Below are 19,814 nucleotides of genomic sequence, written 5' to 3' on the forward strand. Positions count from 1 at the left end.
ATTTAAATAAAAAGAGTGTTTATAAAATAAACACTCTTTTTATTATTTTCATAAAATTAATCTTCATTAATATGTATTATCTGACCAGTATTTATATCAAATAAATCTAAATTCATATCAAGCTCATCTTCAGTTTGAATTATATCTATTATTGCAACAGAATGAGTTCCATCTTTTGGGATAGAAGTACTTCCTGGATTTAAAATAATTAAATTTTCATCGCAATATAGCTCTTTAATATGTGTATGTCCTAATATAAGTATATCAGCTCCCATATTTTTAGCTTTTTTTATAGTATCTTCTTTAGAATCAATGTAGCCATGATTCATAATAATTCTAACTTCACCAAATTGGCTCATAACATAAGGACTTTGGATAGGATGATTTATAACCATTTGATCTACATCAGCATCACAGTTGCCCCTAGCTATAATGATGTTATTTATTTCATTGATTTTAGATATTAAACCTTTAGGATTGTAACCTTCAGGAATATCATTTCTAGGTCCGTGATATAGTACATCACCACAATGTAATATAACATCACATTCTTCTAATATATTTAGTGCCTTTTCAAAATATAATAAACTTCCATGAGTATCACTCATTACGCCTATTTTCATAGTAATTCCTCCTGTGTCATATATATTATAAAAATTTCTCTGAAACTCTACTCCAAAACTCATAATTAGACATCCTAAGTAGTTTAATATAGATATCAGAGGTATAAATCCTAATATCAGATATTTGATTATATCGATGTTCGACACCGTCAACAACTGCAAGTATAGAATTTTCAAATCTATACTCAGGTTCAATATTTATTACTGAATCTCTAGAAAAGATTATACTTGAAGTAAAACTTCTATAAGCATTTGTATTTATAGGATATAATGGAGTAAGTTGCATAAGACTTAAGCTTGAATCAACAATACTGCCCCCTGCAGCATAATTATAAGCTGTAGAACCTGTAGGTGTAGAGATAATCATACCATCCCCGCTAAACTTTTCTACATGTTTATCATTTACTTTTAAATTTATATGTATAGTTCTAGATCTATCGCCTTTTACAACAACTTCATTTATTGCAAACACATCAAAGCAATGCTTATCTGTACAAATACTTGCTCCAAGAAGAGGTATATTTTGCACAATAAAATCTCCATTTAAATAAGCATCTATAAATATATCTATATTATTGGGAGAAATATCTGGGAAAAAACCAAGATGACCTGTATTAATTCCAACAACAGGTACGTCAGGAAAATCAAAATCGTGAATAGTCTTTAAGAAAGAACCATCGCCACCTATTGATATAATTAATTCCGTATCTGGATGGAAATCATATCTTACTTCAAATCCCACAGACTTCAATTTTTTTGTTAGTAGTTCTCTAGTCTCAAGAGACTTAACTACTTGGTTTGAATTTATAGTTATAATTCTTCTCATTTTTCCACCCCTTTATACTTTGTATTATAGCATAATTTTTGAGAATATTAATATGTAATTGAAACGTAGTTTTTAGAATAAATATATAGATATAATCAAAACTTGAAATAATAAATTATAAAAAATATAAACATATAAAAACTATTATCTATTTTTAAATAATAGTGTAAAATAGATAATGTTATTATTGCAAAAGAAAGAAGGTAGGTGCAGACTTGTTTAAAAAAGAAAGTCAAAGATATAATCTTATATCATATATAAGTGATGAAGAATCAACTCTAAAGGAAATTTTATTAGATAGGTTAAATTTCTCTGTCAGATCATTGTCTAAAATGAAAAGAGATCAAACTATATCGGTTAATGGTGAATTTAAAAAGCCTAGCACAAAAATAAAAAAAGGCGATTTAATAGAAGTAAAAATAGAAGAGGATATGGCTGGTTTTGAACCTCAAGATTTAAATTTAAAAATATTATATGATGATTTTGATTTAATAATGGTAGATAAACCACCATTTATGGTTGTTCATCCAACTAAAAGCCATAGTGATAAAACTATAGCAAATGGAGTAACTGATTATATAATAAAGAAAGATGAAAAAGTAAAAGTTAGATTTGTAAATAGATTGGATATGAATACATCTGGTCTTGTTATAATTGCTAAAAATGCATATGCTCATCATACGTTATCAGTTGATATGAGAGAAGATAAAGTTGAAAAAAAATATATAACTGTAGTAAAAGGGATCGTAAAGGATGACTATGGAACGATAGATGAACCTATATATAGACCGACAGAAGATAGTATAAAAAGAGTAGTGGATAAGAGGGGACAAGCCTCAGTTACACATTATAAAGTACTAGAAAGGTTAAATGATGCTACATTATTAGAAATAAAACTTGAAACTGGAAGAACTCATCAGATACGTGTTCATATGAATCATATAGGTCATGGAATAATAGGTGATGAACTATATGGTCATGTTGATGAAAATCTTATAAACAGACAGGCTCTTCATGCATATAGTTTAGAGTTCAATCAACCTAGAACTAAAGAAAAATTAAAATTTGAAGCACAGTTACCAGATGATATAAAAATATTAATAGAAAGATTAAAATAATTAAATTAGAGGTGAGATTATGATAATACATAAGTTTATAATACATGTACTAGACAAAAATAGTGATGTTCCAATATTGAATGATTATGAAGGAAAAATAAACCCAGAAGTAGATAAATTTTTTCAAAAGGTAATAAAAAGAGTTACTAAAGATGATGATTTAAGAAAAGGGTTCTTTAAAGATTATAATAATAATACAGTAAAAAATTGTTGTGAACAAATGATATATGATGAAAGTACTTTTTTAGAAAATTCTAAGGAAATCGCGTCATATTTATTTGATATAATGAAAATTAATGCTGAAATAGACTCTGGTGACTTAGCTATTTGTCTGTATACTGTAAAAGATGAAAAATATGTAGCTATATTAAAGCTAGATTATAAAAAATTGTATACTCATTCAATCGAGTTTGTAGATGATAAATTTAATATACAAATGGTTGCAAATGAAATAGGAATACCTGAAACTGGTAGACAAAAACAATGTGCTATAGTTGGAATAAGTGGAATAAATGATGAATATCACTTAAGGCTTTTAGACAAAGATGCTGAAAAAGAAGAACTAGAATCAAAATTTATAAAAGAGTTTTTAAATGCAGAGAGAATTGATGATGATAAATACAAAACAAAAGTATTTAAAAATTCGGCCGAAACATGGATAACTAATGCACTAAGTGATAATATTAAGCAAGCTGAAGATGTAAGAAGTTTATTAAATTATACATTAAAAGAAAAAGAAGCAATAGACATACATGAATTCGTAGAAAATACTATAAAAGAAGATGATTTAAAAGAAAGCTTCAAAGAACATATGGAAGATAAAGGTCTTGAAGAAGGCTTTAGTATAGATAAAACTTGGGTAGAGAAAAAATTAAAAAAGAGAAGTATAAAGACTGATAATGGATTTGATTTAAAAGGAAATTTAGAAGACTTTGAAGATCCAATGAAGTATAGTGTAAAACAAAATCCTGATGGTTCTATAGATATAACAATTAAAAATGTAAAATTTTATGAAGAAAAATAAATTTTTAATACAAGAGTATGATGCTCTTGTATTTTTTTATAAGTAGACAGGCACCATAGCTAAAATACAATCATATAAGTAAATAAGAAGAATTTTAAATTTGTGCTACATAAAATAGGAGGGGGAGCGTGTGGAACAATTAAAGGGGCTTTTTAGAGGATTTGATTGCATAGATGATAATCCAATATTGTTATTCATAATAATAGGAGCAGTAGTGTTGCTAATGATTGGAAATAATGGTGGATTAGAGTGTTTCTTTGAACAAAATAACTCATTAGTATGGATTATTTTAATTGTGTTCTTATTATTCATGTTTAATAATAATAATGACTGTTGTTGCTGTGACGATGATGATTTTTGTTGTTAATCAAAAATTTAAAACCGAGCTTATATAGCTCGGTTTTTATGTGTACATTTATTTATTTTCTTCTATAAATTTATAAATATCACCAATAGTCTTGAAGTGCTCAGCCTCTTCATCAGGTATCTCTATACCGAATTCATCTTCAAGAGCCATTATAACCTCAACAGCATCTAATGAATCTGCTTCTAAATCATCTATTAAAGATGTGTTCATAGTTATTTTGCTTTCATCATCTATACTTAATTGATCAGCGATGATTGATTTTATTTTTTCAAACATTATTGCACCCTCCTAAAACGGTTTTATAAATTTAATTGTAGTTTAATATAATATTGAAAATTTTTCAATATAGAATTAATAAAAAGTAATAAAGTTTTTTCCTATGAATATAAATTACTATATAAGTTTTTATACATAGGAGGAATTGTTATGAAATATGTAGGTTTACTAGTATCATCTATAGGAGCATTTTTAATAATATTAGCAAACTTTTACTACAATTCAGTAACACTAGATATGCAAAAGATGAAAGAGTATGTAGTTGAAAGTAATATTATATTAGAAGACGTAGTTAAAAAAGAAGATACAGTTATAAAAAATAAAGACGAATACATATCAAGATTATTGACACTAAAGAAGGGAATTAATAACACAAAAACAACTTTTTTAATAAAAGACTATAAAGAATACAAACTTAAATCTATCGATAGCTTAATAAACACGATATCAGATGAAAATATAAAAAAAATCCAATTAAATGATGTAAACAAATACAATGAATTATGTGATAAGGAAATAGATAAATTGATAATAAGTAAGTAGCTATATTTATTTAGCAACTTATTAAGTTTAAAACATATATAAATAATAAAAGGCATTTTAAACTTAGGGGGGGAATGTCATGGCAAAATTAGAAGATACATTATCCCGTTTTTTTGGTGGTAATAATGGCCTTTTTAGTAATGGAATGCTAATAATAATAGTATTAGTATTTTTAGTATTATGTACAGATATATTAGACAGCTTTTTAGAAAATGATAGTGCATGGATATGGATTATATTAGTGATACTTTTATTATTTAACTTTGATGATAGTTGTTGTTAATATAATCATTTTAAAGAAATCTTTTAGATTTCTTTTTTTGTTTTTTGGGGTTGTTTTAATTTTGTGAAGTTTATTTTATTAATAGTCAATAAAATGTAACAATTTTACACATTATTACATAATATTTAGTAAATAGGTATTAACAGGATATACCTATAAACTAAAAAGGGGGCATAAAAATGTCAGATAACCAAACTTTATCTCGTTTATTTGGATGTGGATTTGGTGGAGGTGGAATGATAATACTTGTAATATTAGGTGCAATACTTTTATTAGGTGATGACCTTTTAGAATGGATATTCTGTGATGATATGGCATTGATATGGATAGTATTAATTATTTTACTTTTAACTAGCTTTGATTTTGATGGATGTTGTTGCTAAAAATAAAGAGGGGGCTTGCAAATAGCCCCTTTTTATTGAATATATAATTTAAAATAAAAAAATTAAAAAAACAATAACACTTTTTGAAAAACTACATACTATATTAAGGAGAGGGCAAAGGTCCTATATGACAGCTTAGTTCGTACACAATAGCATATTTATATTTTAGGAGGGGATTTGTGTGAGTAGCAAATTAACTAGAATGTTTGATTGTTTTGGTGGAGGTGGATGGTGGATAATAGTACTATTCTTCTTATTCCTTGCCTTCCAAGAATGTTGGAGTGAAATATGCATAACAGATTGGATTCCATTCTTAATATTATTATTAATAGTATGTTCATGTAGTGGATTCGATGATGGGGATTGTGGATGTTTAGATAATAACTTTGACTGCGGATGTTAATTAATTGAAAATTATCAAGCAAAAAGGGTGTAAATTACACCCTTTTTGTTTTTTTGCTTAGTTAAATATTTTTTCAGTCCTTGAATAATTGAAAATACTAATATATAGCGCAGTTTATCATAACCATAAAAAAATTAATATAAAATTACTATCACAATTTGAGTGAGATGCATATTATATGTTAAGAGCGAAAGCTCAATAAATTAAATATCAACAGGAGGTAGCAATATGTTAGACAGATTATTTGGTGAATGTGGATGTTTTGGTGGAGGAGCTTGGTGGATAATAATATTATTCTTCTTATTCCTAGCATTTGGAGAAAGTTGGGTAGACATAGATATAATGGCATGGATACCTTTCTTAATAGTATTATTAATACTTTGTAGTTGTGGAGCATGTATGGAGTAACAAAATTTAAAAAAGTTCATAGTATATACTATGTAAAAAGCTAGATTGAGCAATACTAGCCAATTAATATGATATACAGTTTAGTATATCAATGAATATCTTTTATTTAAAGGGAGGACTTAAATATGTTAAGTAGATTTTTCGGTGAAGAAGGATTCTTTGGTGGAGGAGCTTGGTGGATAATAGTATTATTCTTCTTATTCTTAGCATTTGGAGAAAGTTGGGTAGACATAGATATAATGGCATGGATACCTTTCTTAATATTATTATTAATAACTTGTTCTTGTGGTGGATTATTTGGTGATGGAGGATGCGGTTGCTAATAAATTAATCCATGATTAAAAGCATCGGTTGCATAACTGATGCTTTTATATTTTTATAAAAAAAATAATATATTAAAAGTAAGAATATATTTACTAATTGAATAAAAATAACAAATAAAATACATACTTAAAATAAGAAACATTTACATAATATTGAATAATCTATTTATATAATCTCAAATATATGATAAAATTATAATTTAATAATAGAGACGATGAATTAAAATAAATTAATTAAAATCAATATGAGGAGGGCTTTGACATGAAGAGCACTATAACTATCAAAGATGTAGCCAAACGCGCAGGAGTATCTATATCTACGGTGTCAAGAGTTATAAACGATTCAAAACCAGTGACGGACGAAGTAAAGCAAAAAGTTTTAGACGTTATAAAGGAAACTGGATATATTCCAAATCCATTAGCTAGAAGTTTAGTTACTAAGAAAAGCCAATTAATCGGTGTAATAGTTCCTGAAGTATCGGATTCATTTGTAAATGAAATATTAAATGGAGTTGAGGAAATAGCTAAAATGTATGATTACGATATACTTTTAGCAAATACTTACTCAGATAAAGAACAAGAATTAAAAAGTATAAACCTTTTAAGAGCAAAGCAAGTAGAAGGTATAGTAATGATATGTTGGAAAGTAGAAGAAGATCATATAAATTACATACAAAACTGTGGAATACCAGCTACATATATAAGTAAGACTGCAAGAGATTACGACATTCATACTGTAAGTACTAGTAACAAAGAAGCTACTCATGATATGACTAAATATTTAGTTGACAAAGGTCATGAAAAAATAGCATTTGTAATGACTAGTAAAGACGATACTGTTCTTGAAATGGAAAGATTATCAGGATATGAAGAAGCTTTAACAGAAAGCAACATAGCTTTAGATAAAAATCTTATAAAGTATGGAGATACTACTTACGAAGCTGGATATGAAAGTATGAAAGAATTATTAGATGAAGGTATAATACCAGATGCAGCATTTGTAACTGGAGACGAAGCGGCTATAGGAGCTATAAATGCTATATGTGATGCAGGATATAAAGTACCTGAAGATATATCTGTTGCAGGTTTCAATGATGTAAAAATAGCTAAAATGTATAGACCTAAATTAACTACTGTATATCAACCATTATATGATATGGGTGCTGTAGCTATGAGAATGGTAATAAAGATGATAAATAAAGAGCCATTAGAAAGCAAAAAAATAGAACTACCATATAGAATAGTAGAAAGAGAAAGTGTTATAAGTAAAAAATAAATATAATTTTTAATATATAAGTAGCATATTATCTATATAGATAATATGCTACTTTTTTACTTTATATTAAGTACTTAACTCGTTAAAAGTTATTAAACATATATTAAAAATAATACAAAAAATTTAATACAGTACGAGGAGGATTATTAGGACAGATAATAGAAATATAGTAGGTGAAGTTGTAGTATGTCATGGTTAGATTTATTTGTTTTATACAATTAAATAGATAAAAGTAAGGGGGATAATTTATGAAAAAAGTATTAATTGATGGAAATAGTTTAACTATAGAAGATGTGGTTAATGTATCTAGAAATGGGCACCAAGTAGAACTAACAAAACAGGCATTAAGCAAGGTTAAGGTAGCTAGAGATTTAGTAGATAATTTAGTAGATAATGAAAAGATATCTTATGGAATAACTACAGGTTTTGGAAAATTTTCCGATATAGCAATATCAAAAGATGATGCTAAACAATTACAGAGAAATTTAATTATAAGTCATGCTTGTGGAGTAGGGGAACCATTAGATGAAGATATAGTAAGAGCAATAATGTTACTTAGAGTAAATGCTCTTTCCAAAGGACATTCAGGGATTAGAATAGAGACATTACAAACATTAGTTGAAATGATAAATAAAGGAGTACATCCTATTATTCCAGAAAAGGGATCTCTAGGAGCATCAGGAGATTTAGCTCCACTATCACATATGGTTTTAACTATGATAGGAGAAGGAGAAGCTACTTATAATGGTGAAAGATTAAGCTCTAAAGATGCTATGCAAAGAGCTGGTATAAATGTGTTAGAATACTTATCATCAAAAGAGGGATTAGCACTTATAAATGGAACACAAGTAATGACTGCAGTTGGTTTATTAACTGTTCATGATTCAATAAACTTATTAAAAACAGCAGATATAGCATTTGGTCTTACTATGGAAGCTTTAAATGGTATAACATGTGCTATGGATGAAAAAGTTCATAGTGTAAGACCGCATAAAGGACAGATAAATACAGCCAAAAACATATTAGATATATTAAGCGGTAGTGAAATGGTAACTAAGCAAGGGGATATGAGAGTACAAGATGCATATTCTTTAAGATGCTCTCCACAAATTCATGGAGCTAGTAAGGATGCTATAGAATATGTAAAAAATAAAATAAATATAGAAATAAATTCAGTAACAGATAATCCAATAATATTCCCAGACGTAGAGCAAGTAATATCTGGAGGTAATTTCCATGGACAACCAATGGCATTAAGTTTTGACTTTTTAGGAATTGCTTTATCAGAAATAGCAAATATATCAGAAAGAAGACTAGAAAAACTAGTTAACCCAGCATTAAGTCATGGACTACCAGCATTTCTAGTAAATAAAGGTGGATTAAACTCAGGATTTATGATAGTTCAGTATAGCGCAGCATCATTAGTATCAGAAAATAAAGTTTTAGCACATCCAGCAAGTGTAGATTCAATACCATCATCAGCAAATCAGGAAGATCATGTATCAATGGGTACGATAGCAGCAAGAAAAGCAAGAGAAATAATGGAAAATGCTCGTAAAGTTTTATCAATGGAAATTTTAGGTGCAGTACAAGCGATAGATTTAAGAGGTAAGAAAGCTTTAGGAGTAGGAACTGAAGCTGCTTATAAAGTTGTAAGAGAGCATACTCCTTTTGTTGATAAAGATAGAGTAATGTATAAAGATATAAATATATCTGAAGATATAATAAAACAAAATTTATTAGTTAATGCAGTTGAAAAGGCTTTAGGTAGTAATTTATTGGTAGATGAAGAAGCTTTAGCTGAAAGCACAATATAATATAGCATAGGGGGGGAATTAGAGATGGAAAAGGTACTAAATAATTTGAACAGAGAAATACAAGATGCAATGAGCATAAAAATAAATAATATTCCAAAGGAAATACCAAGCTTTATAGAAGGAATAAGAAGAGCTCCTAAAAGAGAAGCAAAATTATCTCAAAGCGATATTAAATTAGCTCTAAGAAATGCATTAAGATATATACCAGAGCAATATCATGAAGAGCTAGCACCTGAATTTTTAAATGAATTAATGACTATGGGAAGAATTTACGGATATAGATTTAGACCAGAAGGAAGTTTAAATGGTAAATCTATAGAGGAATATGAAGGTAAATGCATCGAAGGAAAAGCATTTCAAGTCATGATAGATAATAACTTAGATTTTGATATAGCATTATACCCATATGAGTTAGTAACTTACGGAGAAACAGGGCAAGTATTTCAAAACTGGATGCAATATTTAGTAGTAAAAGAATATTTAAAAGTTTTAACTCAAGATCAAACTTTAGTATTACAATCAGGCCATCCTGTTGGAGTATTTAAATCTAAGCCAGATGCACCAAGAGTAATATTAACTAATGGTCTTATGGTAGGATTATTTGATAATCAAGAAGAATGGAAAAGAGCAGCTGCAATAGGGGTTTCTAATTATGGTCAAATGACAGCTGGAGGATGGATGTATATTGGTCCTCAAGGAATTGTTCATGGAACATATTCAACACTTTTAAATGCAGGAAGGTTAATGCTTGGAATAGACCAACATTCAGATTTAGCAGGTAAGTTATTTGTAACTTCGGGCTTAGGAGGAATGAGTGGAGCACAAGGAAAGGCAGTTGAAATAGCTGGTGGAGTAGGTATAATTGCTGAAGTTGATTATTCTAGAATAGAAACTAGATTTACTCAAGGATGGGTTAGTAAAGTTGCAAAAACTTGCAAAGAGGCATTTGAAATAGCTAAAGAAAATATGGAAAATAAAAAAGCATGTGCAATTGCTTATCATGGTAACATAGTAGATTTATTAGAATATGCAGTTAAAAATAACATACATATAGATCTACTTTCAGACCAAACATCTTGCCATGCAGTATATGATGGTGGATATTGCCCACAAGGTGTAACTTTTGAAGAAAGAACAAGATTACTAGCTGAGGATAAAGATGAATTTGTAAAACTAGTAGACAAAACTCTTATAAAACACTTTGACTTAATCAAAGAATTACATGATAAAGGTGTGTATTTCTTTGATTACGGAAATAGTTTTATGAAAGCTGTATATGATGCAGGTTGCATGGAAATATCAAAAAATAAAGTTGATGAAAAAGATGGATTTATATTCCCATCATATGTTGAAGATATTTTAGGACCTCAATTATTTGACTATGGATATGGACCGTTTAGATGGGTTTGTTTATCAGGCAAAGAAGAGGATTTAGAAAAAACAGATAAAGCAGCAATGGATATTATAGATCCTAATAGAAGATATCAAGATAGAGATAACTGGGCTTGGATAAGAGATGCTAAGAAAAATGCACTAGTAGTGGGAACTCAAGCTAGAATACTTTATCAAGATGCTATGGGAAGAACTAATATAGCTCTTAAATTTAATGAGATGGTAAGAAAAGGTGAAATAGGACCAGTAATGTTAGGAAGAGATCATCATGATGTATCAGGAACTGACTCTCCTTTTAGAGAAACGTCTAATATAAAAGATGGAAGTAATATAATGGCAGATATGGCTACACACTGTTTTGCAGGAAACTGTGCAAGAGGAATGAGCTTAGTTGCACTTCATAATGGTGGAGGTGTAGGTATAGGTAAATCTATAAATGGTGGATTTGGTATGGTTCTTGATGGGTCTCAAAGAGTAGATGATATACTAAGAACATCTATGCCTTGGGATGTTATGAGTGGCGTTGCTAGACGTGCATGGGCTAGAAATGAAAACTCTATAACTACTGTTATAGAATATAACAAAATGTGTGAAGGAAAAGATCATATAACTCTTCCATATATAGTAAATGATGATTTAATAAATGAAGTAATAGAAAACAATATGATATAAAGTAGACATATTAGGTTGAATTAAAAAAATAATTCAACCTAATAATAAAATATTAAAAGCTTATAAAGTTTTATTAAACTTTTATTTATAAAATTTTAACAACTAATAGTATTTGATAGGGGGGCTAAATATGGCAATAGTACAATGTGTACCTAATTTTAGTGAAGGTAGAGATTTAGAAAAGGTAGAGAAAATAGTAAGTCCTTTAAGAGGTAAAGAAGGTGTAAAATTATTAAATTATGAACCAGATCCAAATTATAATAGACTAGTAGTAACAGTAATAGGAGAACCTGAAAAAGTTAAAAATGCAGTATTAGAAGCTATAGGAGTAGCTATGGATGTTATAGACATGAATGTCCATGAAGGACAACACTCTAGATTTGGAGCTACGGATGTATGCCCATTTATTCCTATAAAGGGAATGACAATGGATGATGCTGTACAAATAGCAAAAGAATTAGGACAAGAAGTATCTAAAAAGTATAATATACCAGTATTTTTATATGAAAAAGCAGCGAGTAAACCAGAAAGAGAAAATCTAGCAACAGTTAGAAAAGGTGAATATGAAGGACTTGATAAAAAGTTTGAAGATCCAAATTGGGCACCTGATTTTGGAGAAGCTAAGAAACATCCAACTGCTGGTGCTATAGCGATAGGGGCAAGAAGGCCTTTAATAGCATACAATATAAATTTAGATACACAAGATATAAATATAGCTAGCAATATAGCAAAGACTATAAGACACTCAAGTGGAGGATATAGATTTATAAAAGCTGGTCCTGTTGAAATTCCAGAAAGAAAAATAACTCAAGTTACTATGAACTTAACAGACTACACAAAAACAAGTATGTATAGAGCTTTTGAAGCTGTTAAGATGGAAGCTAGAAGATATGGAGTAAATGTTACAGGTAGTGAAGTAGTAGGACTTTGCCCAATGGAAGCTCTAATAGATGTAGCATCTTATTATTTAGGTCTAGAAAACTTTGATTTAGGAAAAGTTTTAGAGACTAGTTTAATGGAGTAAAATTATGAGAGTAGATCTAATTATAAAAAATATAGGGAAATTAGTTACATGTAAAGATTTAGGCAGACCTAAAGTTGGAAAAGAAATGAACGAACTTGAAATAGTTGAAAATGCATATATAGCTATAAGAGATGGAAAAGTAATTGAGATAGGGTTAGAGGATAGTTATAAATCAATAGCAAATAATTATACAAAAATAGAAGATGCAAAGGGTCTTTTAGTTACACCAGGACTTATCGATTCACATACTCACTTAGTGCATGGTGGATCTAGAGAAAATGAATTCTCTAAAAAATTAGCTGGCGTTCCTTATATAGAAATCCTTAATGAAGGAGGAGGAATACTAAGCACTGTAAATGCAACTAAAAATGCTACAGAACAACAGCTTTATGACAAAGCAAAAAAAAGTTTGGATAGAATGCTAGAGTTAGGTGTAACAACAGCTGAGTCAAAAAGTGGATATGGACTAGAATTAGAAACAGAGTTAAAACAACTTAAAGTATCTAATAAGCTAGGTAAAGAGCACCCTATTGATTTAGTACATACTTTTCTAGGTGCTCATGCAGTACCTGTAGAATATAAAACTAATCATAAGCCATTTATAGATGAAGTTGTAAATAAAATGATGCCTAAAGTTAAAGAACTAGGTTTAGCTGAATTTTGTGATGTATTCTGTGAAGAAGGTGTATTTACAATAGACGAAACTGAGTATATACTTTCAAAAGCAAAAGAAATAGGTTATAAATTAAAAATACATGCAGATGAAATAGTATCTTTAGGGGGAGCTGAATTAGCAGCTAAATTACAATGCACATCAGCGGATCATTTAATGGCAGCAAGTGAAGATGGGCTAAAAATGATGGCAAAAAATAATGTTATAGCAAATATACTTCCAGGTACATCTTTCAATTTAAATAAAGCATATGCAAATGCAAGAAAGATGATAGATTTAAATGTTGGTGTTTCATTGTCTAGTGATTACAACCCAGGAAGCTGTCCTAGTGAAAACCTACAATTTGTAATGCAATTAGGTTGCTTAGGATTAAAAATGACTCCATATGAAGTTTTAAATGCGGTTACAATTAATGCAGCCTACTGTATAGATAGACAAAATGAAGTAGGATCAATTGAAGTTGGTAAAAAAGCTGATTTTGTAGTATTTGACGCTCCTAATGTAGAATACTTAATGTATCATTTTGGAATAAACCATGTTAATCAAGTTTATAAAAATGGAATGTTAGTCGTGGATAATAAACATATTACTTATAATAATTAAAAATTTAAAGGGGGATATGATATGAAGTTGGTTGATATGAGTATAATTGAATTTTCTGATGAAGTAGATTCTAATTCACCTGCTCCAGGAGGTGGATCAGTTGCAGCTCTTGCTAGTAACATAGGCGTAGGATTAGCGAGGATGATGGCACACTTAAGTTTTGGAAAGAAAAAATATGAAGGGTTAGATGAATCTACAAGACAAGAGTTTGTAAATAGATTTAATAAATTAGCAGATATAAGACAAGAGTTAGTTGTATTAATAGATAAAGATACAGAATCTTTTAACGAAGTTATGAAAGCTATGAAAATGCCTAAAGAAACTGAAGCAGAAAAGAAAGCTAGAAAAAATGCTATTCAAGATGCTACATTATTTTCGATTGATGTTCCATTTAAAACAGCTAAATTATCTCTTAAAGCACTAGAATTATTAGACTTTGTGGTTGATAATGGAAATCAAAATGCAATAACAGATATTGGAGTAGGTACTTTAATGTTATATACAGGATTAGAGGGAGCCATACTAAATGTAAAAGTTAATTTAATGGGCATTGAAAATAAAGAAATACATGATAGTTACAGTGAAAGTTGTAAGGAAATTTTAAATAAAGCAAAACGAATAAAAGACAAGATAATAGATGAAGTACATGCTAAATTAGAAGTCTAAAATATGTAAATGCCTTAAAGTAATAGAAGCTACTTTAAGGCATTTTTTATTATAAAATAAATTGAGATATCTTACGTAATAAAAAAATTATTTATCAGAACCTCTTTTTACTTTTTTAACAACTTTTTTTACTTTTTTGCTACTATGTGGAGAGTCTTGGTGAGCTTCAGGTGAGTAATTATTATTTTTACCATGTGAAGATTTTTTAGTAGCTTTGTCTTGTTGATTTGTATCCTTTGAAGGCTTATGTGAAGATTTTTTTTGTTTAGATTTTTTATTATCTATTTTGTTTTGAACTTCTGCCTCAGAGATTTTGTTCATTATAACATCTAGTTTTTTTCTTTGATCATCATCTAAAAATGCCTTGAATTTAGACACAACTTCTTCTCTGCCCTTTAAGTTTTGGCCTATTTTTACCAACTCATCCATAAGTTCATTTTCAGATTTTCCTTTATAGCTATTAGCTATATTTTCTATTTTATCTTTATCTATATTTTTCTCCTTTGCCATTTTCTCTAAAGCATCAGTGTTTAGTTTTTTCATAAAAATGCCCCTTTCTATAATATATATTGAACTTACCTCATATTATTTATATATAGGAATAATCTATAAATTGTGAAAGATATTTATTGATAAAAAATAAATTTTCTTATAGATAATGTATATGCAAAGTGTATAAAAAAAAGTAACATTAATAGCAAATAAAACATACTTTATATATGAGGGAGAGTATATTTTAAGGGGTGACGAAAATTGAATAATATACTATTAATACTTGGAATGATAGCATTAAGTAACGGAAATATATCATTGGCAGATTTACCGTTATTTGATAATAAAAATAAATCAAAAGCAAAGAAAGTCTCACCAAAACCAAAGCGAAATTTACAACAGAAAAAAACAAAACCTAAAATTGAAAGTAGTGAAAAATCTAACGTTAACAGAAAAGTAAAAAAGAAAAGGGAGACTACTAAAAGAAGTGATAATATGTTTGGATTTAATATGAATGACATAAATAAAGGCATGAAACTGATGGAATTAAGTGATGAAGATCTAGAACGTGGAATGGAAATTATAACAAGAACTAAAAAATATATGTCAAGAGATGAAAAAAAAATTTTAGTAAAGGTAGAAAGTTTATTAGATTTAGTTAGAGGCATTAAGAAGCTTAGTAGTATAGAAAATGTGGAGGAAGAGGAAACAAACTTTTTTAGAAGTATGGAAGAAGAAGATAAAAAAAATATGATGATAAAAGAAATCATAGAAGTATTTCCAGAAAAGAGAAAAGAATCAATTGAAAAGGCAATTGATATGAAAAAGAAAATAGATTTATTTGCAGAATTATTTTTACCTGATGATTTTGGAGAAGGTGGATTTAGTATAAGTTCGTTAGCTAATATTAATAACTTAGGAAGTATGAATAATTTAAAATTATTAGGAAGTTTATTAAGAACCGAAGATGATAATGAAGATGATGAATACGAATATGAAGAGTATGAAGAAGATGATGATTTTGAAGATTTTGAGGATAAATATGAATACGAAGATGATGAAAATATAGACTACATAGAAAAACCTAAGGATTAATGTTGAAAAAAGTCATAAAATTATAGTAATTAGTATATAAAACCACTTTAAAAATACTTGAATTTGTTATATAATAAAAATATGAAATCCTGAAACATACGACACGGCTTATTTAAATTCAACCGACAAATGTTGTTCGGGAGACTGAGTCTAATAGCAGATAACATGCCTGTATATTCTTATAGGAAGTTAAAAGTTATTAGCAGGTCACCCACCTGGGAGTATCTCGGGTCTGAATTTATTGAGCCACCGGTGTTTCGGGATTTTCTTTTAAAAAAATTAGTGTTGCTACTTTAGCAACACTTTTTTATTTTATAATATTTGAAATTTTAATTTAATCTAAAATCCTAAAAGTGCAATATCATTGGCTATAGTAAAAACTGATGTAGAATCATATAGCAAGTCTTCTTTATAATTTGAAATAAATGTGGCTTTTATGAAATCTTCCTCAACACTAAATTCATCTGTTATTTGATCTGTCCATGAGCTACCTAAGTCACTAGAAGAACAAGTTTTAAGTCTATTATATTCAACCCACATTAAATAAAGATTAGATTTATGTTTTATTAAATTAGGATACATACATGCACAAGGACTTGATATATTTTTAACACTGCGTATATCTAGACAATCATCCATTAAATAACCATTTATATATTTAACTGAATAAGCACTGTTTTCAGTTTCACAAAAAGTTAAGTGATAAAAGTTCATAGTGTCTTTTAAAATTGATAAATATACCTTATTTTTTTTAGAATTAGTTATTTGTAAAGGATTGGACCATGTTAAGGAATTATAATTAAATCTGCATAAAAATATCTCCTCATATCCATCTACTATATTAAAATAGAATATAACTGGAGAATTATTAACCCATGATATACAATAATTGTTTAGAATAGAATGTGATATAAAGTCAATTTTATTTTCTGTCCAAATACCATTTTTTTTATGGTGATGAAATAAAGCGCACATGCCTGGTGTATCATTATTGAAAACATAATAAAATAAGTGAAGATTATCATCAATTTTTTTTATGTAAGGAAATAACAAATCAAATTTTTCATTATTAAAAGTAAAGATTTCATTAAGAGAAAGTGTGTTATCATTAGAAATTTCAAAGTAATTTAAACCGTTATCTTTATAAATCCCATATATAATATCATCTGTTCCAAGAGATGCTGAATAGTTCGTAAAATCTATGAAATTATTTAATATAGTAATAGAATTATAAAAATTATAGTTTTGACCAAAGCAATTACAAATTAGTTTTTGATCTTTATCATCACAATAAATACTAAATATATCTTTATTAGATCGTCTAATTATTGTAGAACTGTTATTATAAAAGCTCATATGTACCTCCTTAAAAATTGTTTATAGTAAATGTATATTATCAACAAAAAATATTTATTCAATATTATATAAACTAAAGTACAACTTAAGTAACAAATATCAATAAAAATGCATAATATTAATTAGGCTACAAAAAAGCCGAGACATTTATAATAATTATTCATTTAAGGGGAGGACTCAAATTATGCAAGACTTAAAAAGAAGTAAAAAAAGAGTAATGAACCAACAAATGGTTCAAATGCAAAACAAATTAAACGAAGATGTTAACGTGATAAAAGAACAAGAAGTAAAAGAAGAATTAAATAGAGGATGCAACAGTAAACCAAAACATGATCATAATTGTAATAACTCTTGCAATAATTCTTGCAATAACTCTTGTAATAATCAATGTAACAACAACTGCAACCATGGTTGTGGATGTAATTCAAATACAGAAGAATTTGATTGTGTATGTGTTTGTAAAAAGCCACATCAACAATGTGAACAATGTGAGCCAGAAGCAAAAGAATGCATAGATAATGTTAGCCAATGTGGATCAGGATGCTGTAATCCTATATCATCACCAAACTTCTCACCTGCAAACAGTGTACCATATGCAATAGAAGCTAATAGAGTTTTTGATACTATGGCATTCCAAACATTTACAGATGCAGTAGCTCAAAATGGAGAAGCTTTAGTATTTGATTATGATGTAGTAGAAGTAAATGGTCCAATACCAAGATCAAGTCAGGTAAATGTAACTATAGATAAAGTATGTATGAATTACAGTGGAATAGTAATAGATGCAGGCGTTACAACATTAGAAGACTATGATATACAAGCTTTAGAACCAGTAGTTGGAAAACCATGTGAAACTAATTTTGAATATGTAGTTTGTGGAGAAAAAAATTCTGAATGCTGTAAAAAAGGAAAAGGAACTAGTGTAGTATATAAACAAAGAGGATTAAATGTAACTGTAGAAGATTTAGTACTAGAATTAAGAGGAAGATGTGGATGTACTAAATTTGTGGCATTTGCATATCCAGCTGTAAGAGGAATGGGTGGACAAATAAAAAGATGTTGTGATGTAGAATTTATATACAACACATTATCTGCACCAATTTGTTTACCATCAGATGGTAGAGGAGTAACTTTAAGACAAGATTATCAAACTAACTTAACTGTAGATTGTATAGGAAAAGCATTATTAAAATTTGTAGATCATGATGGATGTGAATGTTATTATGATTTATGTGTGCCAAATGGAATAGACCTAATATTATGCTTACAATGTACAGTTAGTACATTAATAAGTGAGCAAATAGTTGTTTTAGGAGCACCTAATGCTATAAGACCTAGAATAGTAGATACATTCAATAAAGTTTGTGATTTCACTACTTGTCCAGGAGCAAAAGACAATAACAATAACAATAATGGATGCGGATGCAGCCGTTAGTTTAATTTTACAATTAATAAGAAGGCTATCAATTGATAGCCTTCTTATTTTTATGATAGATACTAAAATTTATATTTTATGCTGTAACAATATTCGAAAATATCATCTTTTATATTATTGCGGAAAGACTCAAATATTTCATTGTTAGAGTTCTCAAGAGTAGATCTACGCGAAAATTTATTACTTAATATCCACTTATTACAACTTGTGTCAAAGACTATTAATTCATTTAATATACTTCTAGTAGAAGGATTAAATTTATTGTATTCAAATATAATATTTGAAGTTTCATCAATATTTAATTTGTAAATATACTCATCCTCTTTACAAATATTATTAATAGAATATTTAGAGACTTTATAATTTAATGGAGAAAAATTAAAGTGAGAAACTTTATAAAGATTATCTGAAATAGCATAATTTTCAACTACAAATATATTTAATAAACCATTGATTATGTATAGTCTCATATCTTTAATATTTTTTAGATTATTAAAAACTTTGCAAATCATTTTTCTTTTCCATACTCCATTTACATTAATAAAATGAGATAATTTTCCTTTAACATCTAAAGCACAAATGTGAATACTTTGATTATCATCAAAATTAGCACAATAAGTATGTATATTATTTGCTAATTTTTCAGTTTGTTCATTTATATTTTTTATATAAAGAGAATTTCTATCTGCATATATATAAAATGGTTTTATATCTTTATTATTATTCATTTTAGCCT

At 28.2% G+C, this 19,814-nt stretch carries 23 protein-coding genes and 1 other RNA gene; 18 read left to right on the forward strand and 6 right to left on the reverse strand.

Going from position 1 to position 19,814, the window contains the following annotated elements:
* Positions 1-56: 56 nt before the first annotated feature.
* Both yfcE and NWE74_RS14880 read right to left on the reverse strand, forming a co-directional pair.
* Complete coding sequence (gene yfcE, locus NWE74_RS14875; RefSeq protein ID WP_258243763.1) at positions 57-623, reverse strand: phosphodiesterase; 567 nt, start codon at positions 621-623, stop codon at positions 57-59.
* A 25-nt stretch (positions 624-648) separates the two neighbouring features.
* On the reverse strand, positions 649-1,449 hold the full coding sequence (locus tag NWE74_RS14880) for an NAD(+)/NADH kinase (protein WP_258243764.1): 801 nt from the start codon (positions 1,447-1,449) through the stop codon (positions 649-651).
* 215 nt (positions 1,450-1,664) lie between these two features.
* Between NWE74_RS14880 and NWE74_RS14885 the strand changes: the two genes are divergently transcribed.
* The 3 genes from NWE74_RS14885 to NWE74_RS14895 all read left to right on the forward strand — a co-directional run bounded on the left by NWE74_RS14885 (position 1,665) and on the right by NWE74_RS14895 (position 3,958).
* A complete protein-coding gene (locus NWE74_RS14885; protein ID WP_258243765.1) occupies positions 1,665-2,567 on the forward strand; it encodes an RluA family pseudouridine synthase in 903 nt (300 codons plus the stop codon).
* Between the two features lie 19 nt (positions 2,568-2,586).
* Entirely contained in the window at positions 2,587-3,591 is a 1,005-nt protein-coding gene (locus NWE74_RS14890) for a nucleoid-associated protein (RefSeq protein WP_258243766.1), read from the forward strand.
* A 130-nt stretch (positions 3,592-3,721) separates the two neighbouring features.
* A complete protein-coding gene (locus tag NWE74_RS14895; protein WP_258243767.1) occupies positions 3,722-3,958 on the forward strand; it encodes a hypothetical protein in 237 nt (78 codons plus the stop codon).
* Positions 3,959-4,006: 48 nt separating this feature from the next.
* Here the strand turns inward: NWE74_RS14895 and acpP are convergent, their stop codons facing one another.
* Positions 4,007-4,234 carry an acyl carrier protein gene (gene acpP / locus NWE74_RS14900; protein WP_092725312.1) on the reverse strand — a complete coding sequence of 76 codons (228 nt, stop codon included), beginning with the start codon at positions 4,232-4,234 and terminating at the stop codon, positions 4,007-4,009.
* Positions 4,235-4,384: 150 nt separating this feature from the next.
* Between acpP and NWE74_RS14905 the strand changes: the two genes are divergently transcribed.
* The 12 genes from NWE74_RS14905 to NWE74_RS14960 all read left to right on the forward strand — a co-directional run bounded on the left by NWE74_RS14905 (position 4,385) and on the right by NWE74_RS14960 (position 14,700).
* Entirely contained in the window at positions 4,385-4,777 is a 393-nt protein-coding gene (locus NWE74_RS14905) for a hypothetical protein (protein WP_258243768.1), read from the forward strand.
* Between the two features lie 79 nt (positions 4,778-4,856).
* A complete protein-coding gene (locus NWE74_RS14910; protein ID WP_258243769.1) occupies positions 4,857-5,060 on the forward strand; it encodes a hypothetical protein in 204 nt (67 codons plus the stop codon).
* Positions 5,061-5,239: 179 nt separating this feature from the next.
* Entirely contained in the window at positions 5,240-5,443 is a 204-nt protein-coding gene (locus NWE74_RS14915) for a hypothetical protein (RefSeq protein ID WP_092725317.1), read from the forward strand.
* A 202-nt stretch (positions 5,444-5,645) separates the two neighbouring features.
* On the forward strand, positions 5,646-5,846 hold the full coding sequence (locus NWE74_RS14920; RefSeq protein ID WP_258244475.1) for a hypothetical protein: 201 nt from the start codon (positions 5,646-5,648) through the stop codon (positions 5,844-5,846).
* A gap of 228 nt (positions 5,847-6,074) precedes the next feature.
* On the forward strand, positions 6,075-6,254 hold the full coding sequence (locus tag NWE74_RS14925) for a hypothetical protein (RefSeq protein WP_258243770.1): 180 nt from the start codon (positions 6,075-6,077) through the stop codon (positions 6,252-6,254).
* Positions 6,255-6,379: 125 nt separating this feature from the next.
* Positions 6,380-6,577, forward strand: coding sequence for a hypothetical protein (locus NWE74_RS14930; RefSeq protein ID WP_258243771.1), 198 nt, complete (start codon positions 6,380-6,382; stop codon positions 6,575-6,577).
* 262 nt (positions 6,578-6,839) lie between these two features.
* Positions 6,840-7,853 (forward strand): LacI family DNA-binding transcriptional regulator, encoded by a 1,014-nt coding sequence (locus tag NWE74_RS14935; RefSeq protein WP_258243772.1) that lies wholly within the window; start codon positions 6,840-6,842, stop codon positions 7,851-7,853.
* Positions 7,854-8,101: 248 nt separating this feature from the next.
* Entirely contained in the window at positions 8,102-9,670 is a 1,569-nt protein-coding gene (hutH, locus tag NWE74_RS14940) for a histidine ammonia-lyase (RefSeq protein WP_258243773.1), read from the forward strand.
* 24 nt (positions 9,671-9,694) lie between these two features.
* A complete protein-coding gene (locus NWE74_RS14945) occupies positions 9,695-11,734 on the forward strand; it encodes a urocanate hydratase (RefSeq protein ID WP_258243774.1) in 2,040 nt (679 codons plus the stop codon).
* Positions 11,735-11,864: 130 nt separating this feature from the next.
* Positions 11,865-12,758, forward strand: a complete 894-nt coding sequence (ftcD, locus tag NWE74_RS14950) for a glutamate formimidoyltransferase (RefSeq protein ID WP_258243775.1) — start codon at positions 11,865-11,867, stop codon at positions 12,756-12,758.
* A 4-nt stretch (positions 12,759-12,762) separates the two neighbouring features.
* On the forward strand, positions 12,763-14,034 hold the full coding sequence (gene hutI / locus NWE74_RS14955) for an imidazolonepropionase (protein WP_258243776.1): 1,272 nt from the start codon (positions 12,763-12,765) through the stop codon (positions 14,032-14,034).
* 21 nt (positions 14,035-14,055) lie between these two features.
* Complete coding sequence (locus NWE74_RS14960) at positions 14,056-14,700, forward strand: cyclodeaminase/cyclohydrolase family protein (RefSeq protein WP_258243777.1); 645 nt, start codon at positions 14,056-14,058, stop codon at positions 14,698-14,700.
* A gap of 87 nt (positions 14,701-14,787) precedes the next feature.
* Here the strand turns inward: NWE74_RS14960 and NWE74_RS14965 are convergent, their stop codons facing one another.
* Positions 14,788-15,243, reverse strand: coding sequence for a hypothetical protein (locus NWE74_RS14965; RefSeq protein ID WP_258243778.1), 456 nt, complete (start codon positions 15,241-15,243; stop codon positions 14,788-14,790).
* A 210-nt stretch (positions 15,244-15,453) separates the two neighbouring features.
* On the opposite strand from NWE74_RS14965, the gene NWE74_RS14970 reads away from it, so the two are divergent.
* Positions 15,454-16,287 (forward strand): hypothetical protein, encoded by an 834-nt coding sequence (locus NWE74_RS14970; RefSeq protein WP_258243779.1) that lies wholly within the window; start codon positions 15,454-15,456, stop codon positions 16,285-16,287.
* Positions 16,288-16,370: 83 nt separating this feature from the next.
* A non-coding RNA gene (gene ssrS / locus NWE74_RS14975) (6S RNA) lies at positions 16,371-16,555 on the forward strand.
* 71 nt (positions 16,556-16,626) lie between these two features.
* Here the strand turns inward: ssrS and NWE74_RS14980 are convergent.
* The gene (locus tag NWE74_RS14980; RefSeq protein WP_258243780.1) at positions 16,627-17,643 is read right to left on the reverse strand and encodes a hypothetical protein; all 1,017 of its coding nucleotides are present in this window, start codon (positions 17,641-17,643) and stop codon (positions 16,627-16,629) included.
* 184 nt (positions 17,644-17,827) lie between these two features.
* On the opposite strand from NWE74_RS14980, the gene NWE74_RS14985 reads away from it, so the two are divergent.
* Positions 17,828-19,078, forward strand: a complete 1,251-nt coding sequence (locus NWE74_RS14985) for a hypothetical protein (protein ID WP_258243781.1) — start codon at positions 17,828-17,830, stop codon at positions 19,076-19,078.
* Positions 19,079-19,140: 62 nt separating this feature from the next.
* Here the strand turns inward: NWE74_RS14985 and NWE74_RS14990 are convergent, their stop codons facing one another.
* Positions 19,141-19,806, reverse strand: coding sequence for a hypothetical protein (locus NWE74_RS14990; RefSeq protein WP_258243782.1), 666 nt, complete (start codon positions 19,804-19,806; stop codon positions 19,141-19,143).
* Positions 19,807-19,814 lie beyond the last annotated feature (8 nt).

This window comes from Romboutsia lituseburensis (genome assembly GCF_024723825.1).
Lineage (GTDB): Bacteria > Bacillota > Clostridia > Peptostreptococcales > Peptostreptococcaceae > Romboutsia_F > Romboutsia_F lituseburensis_A.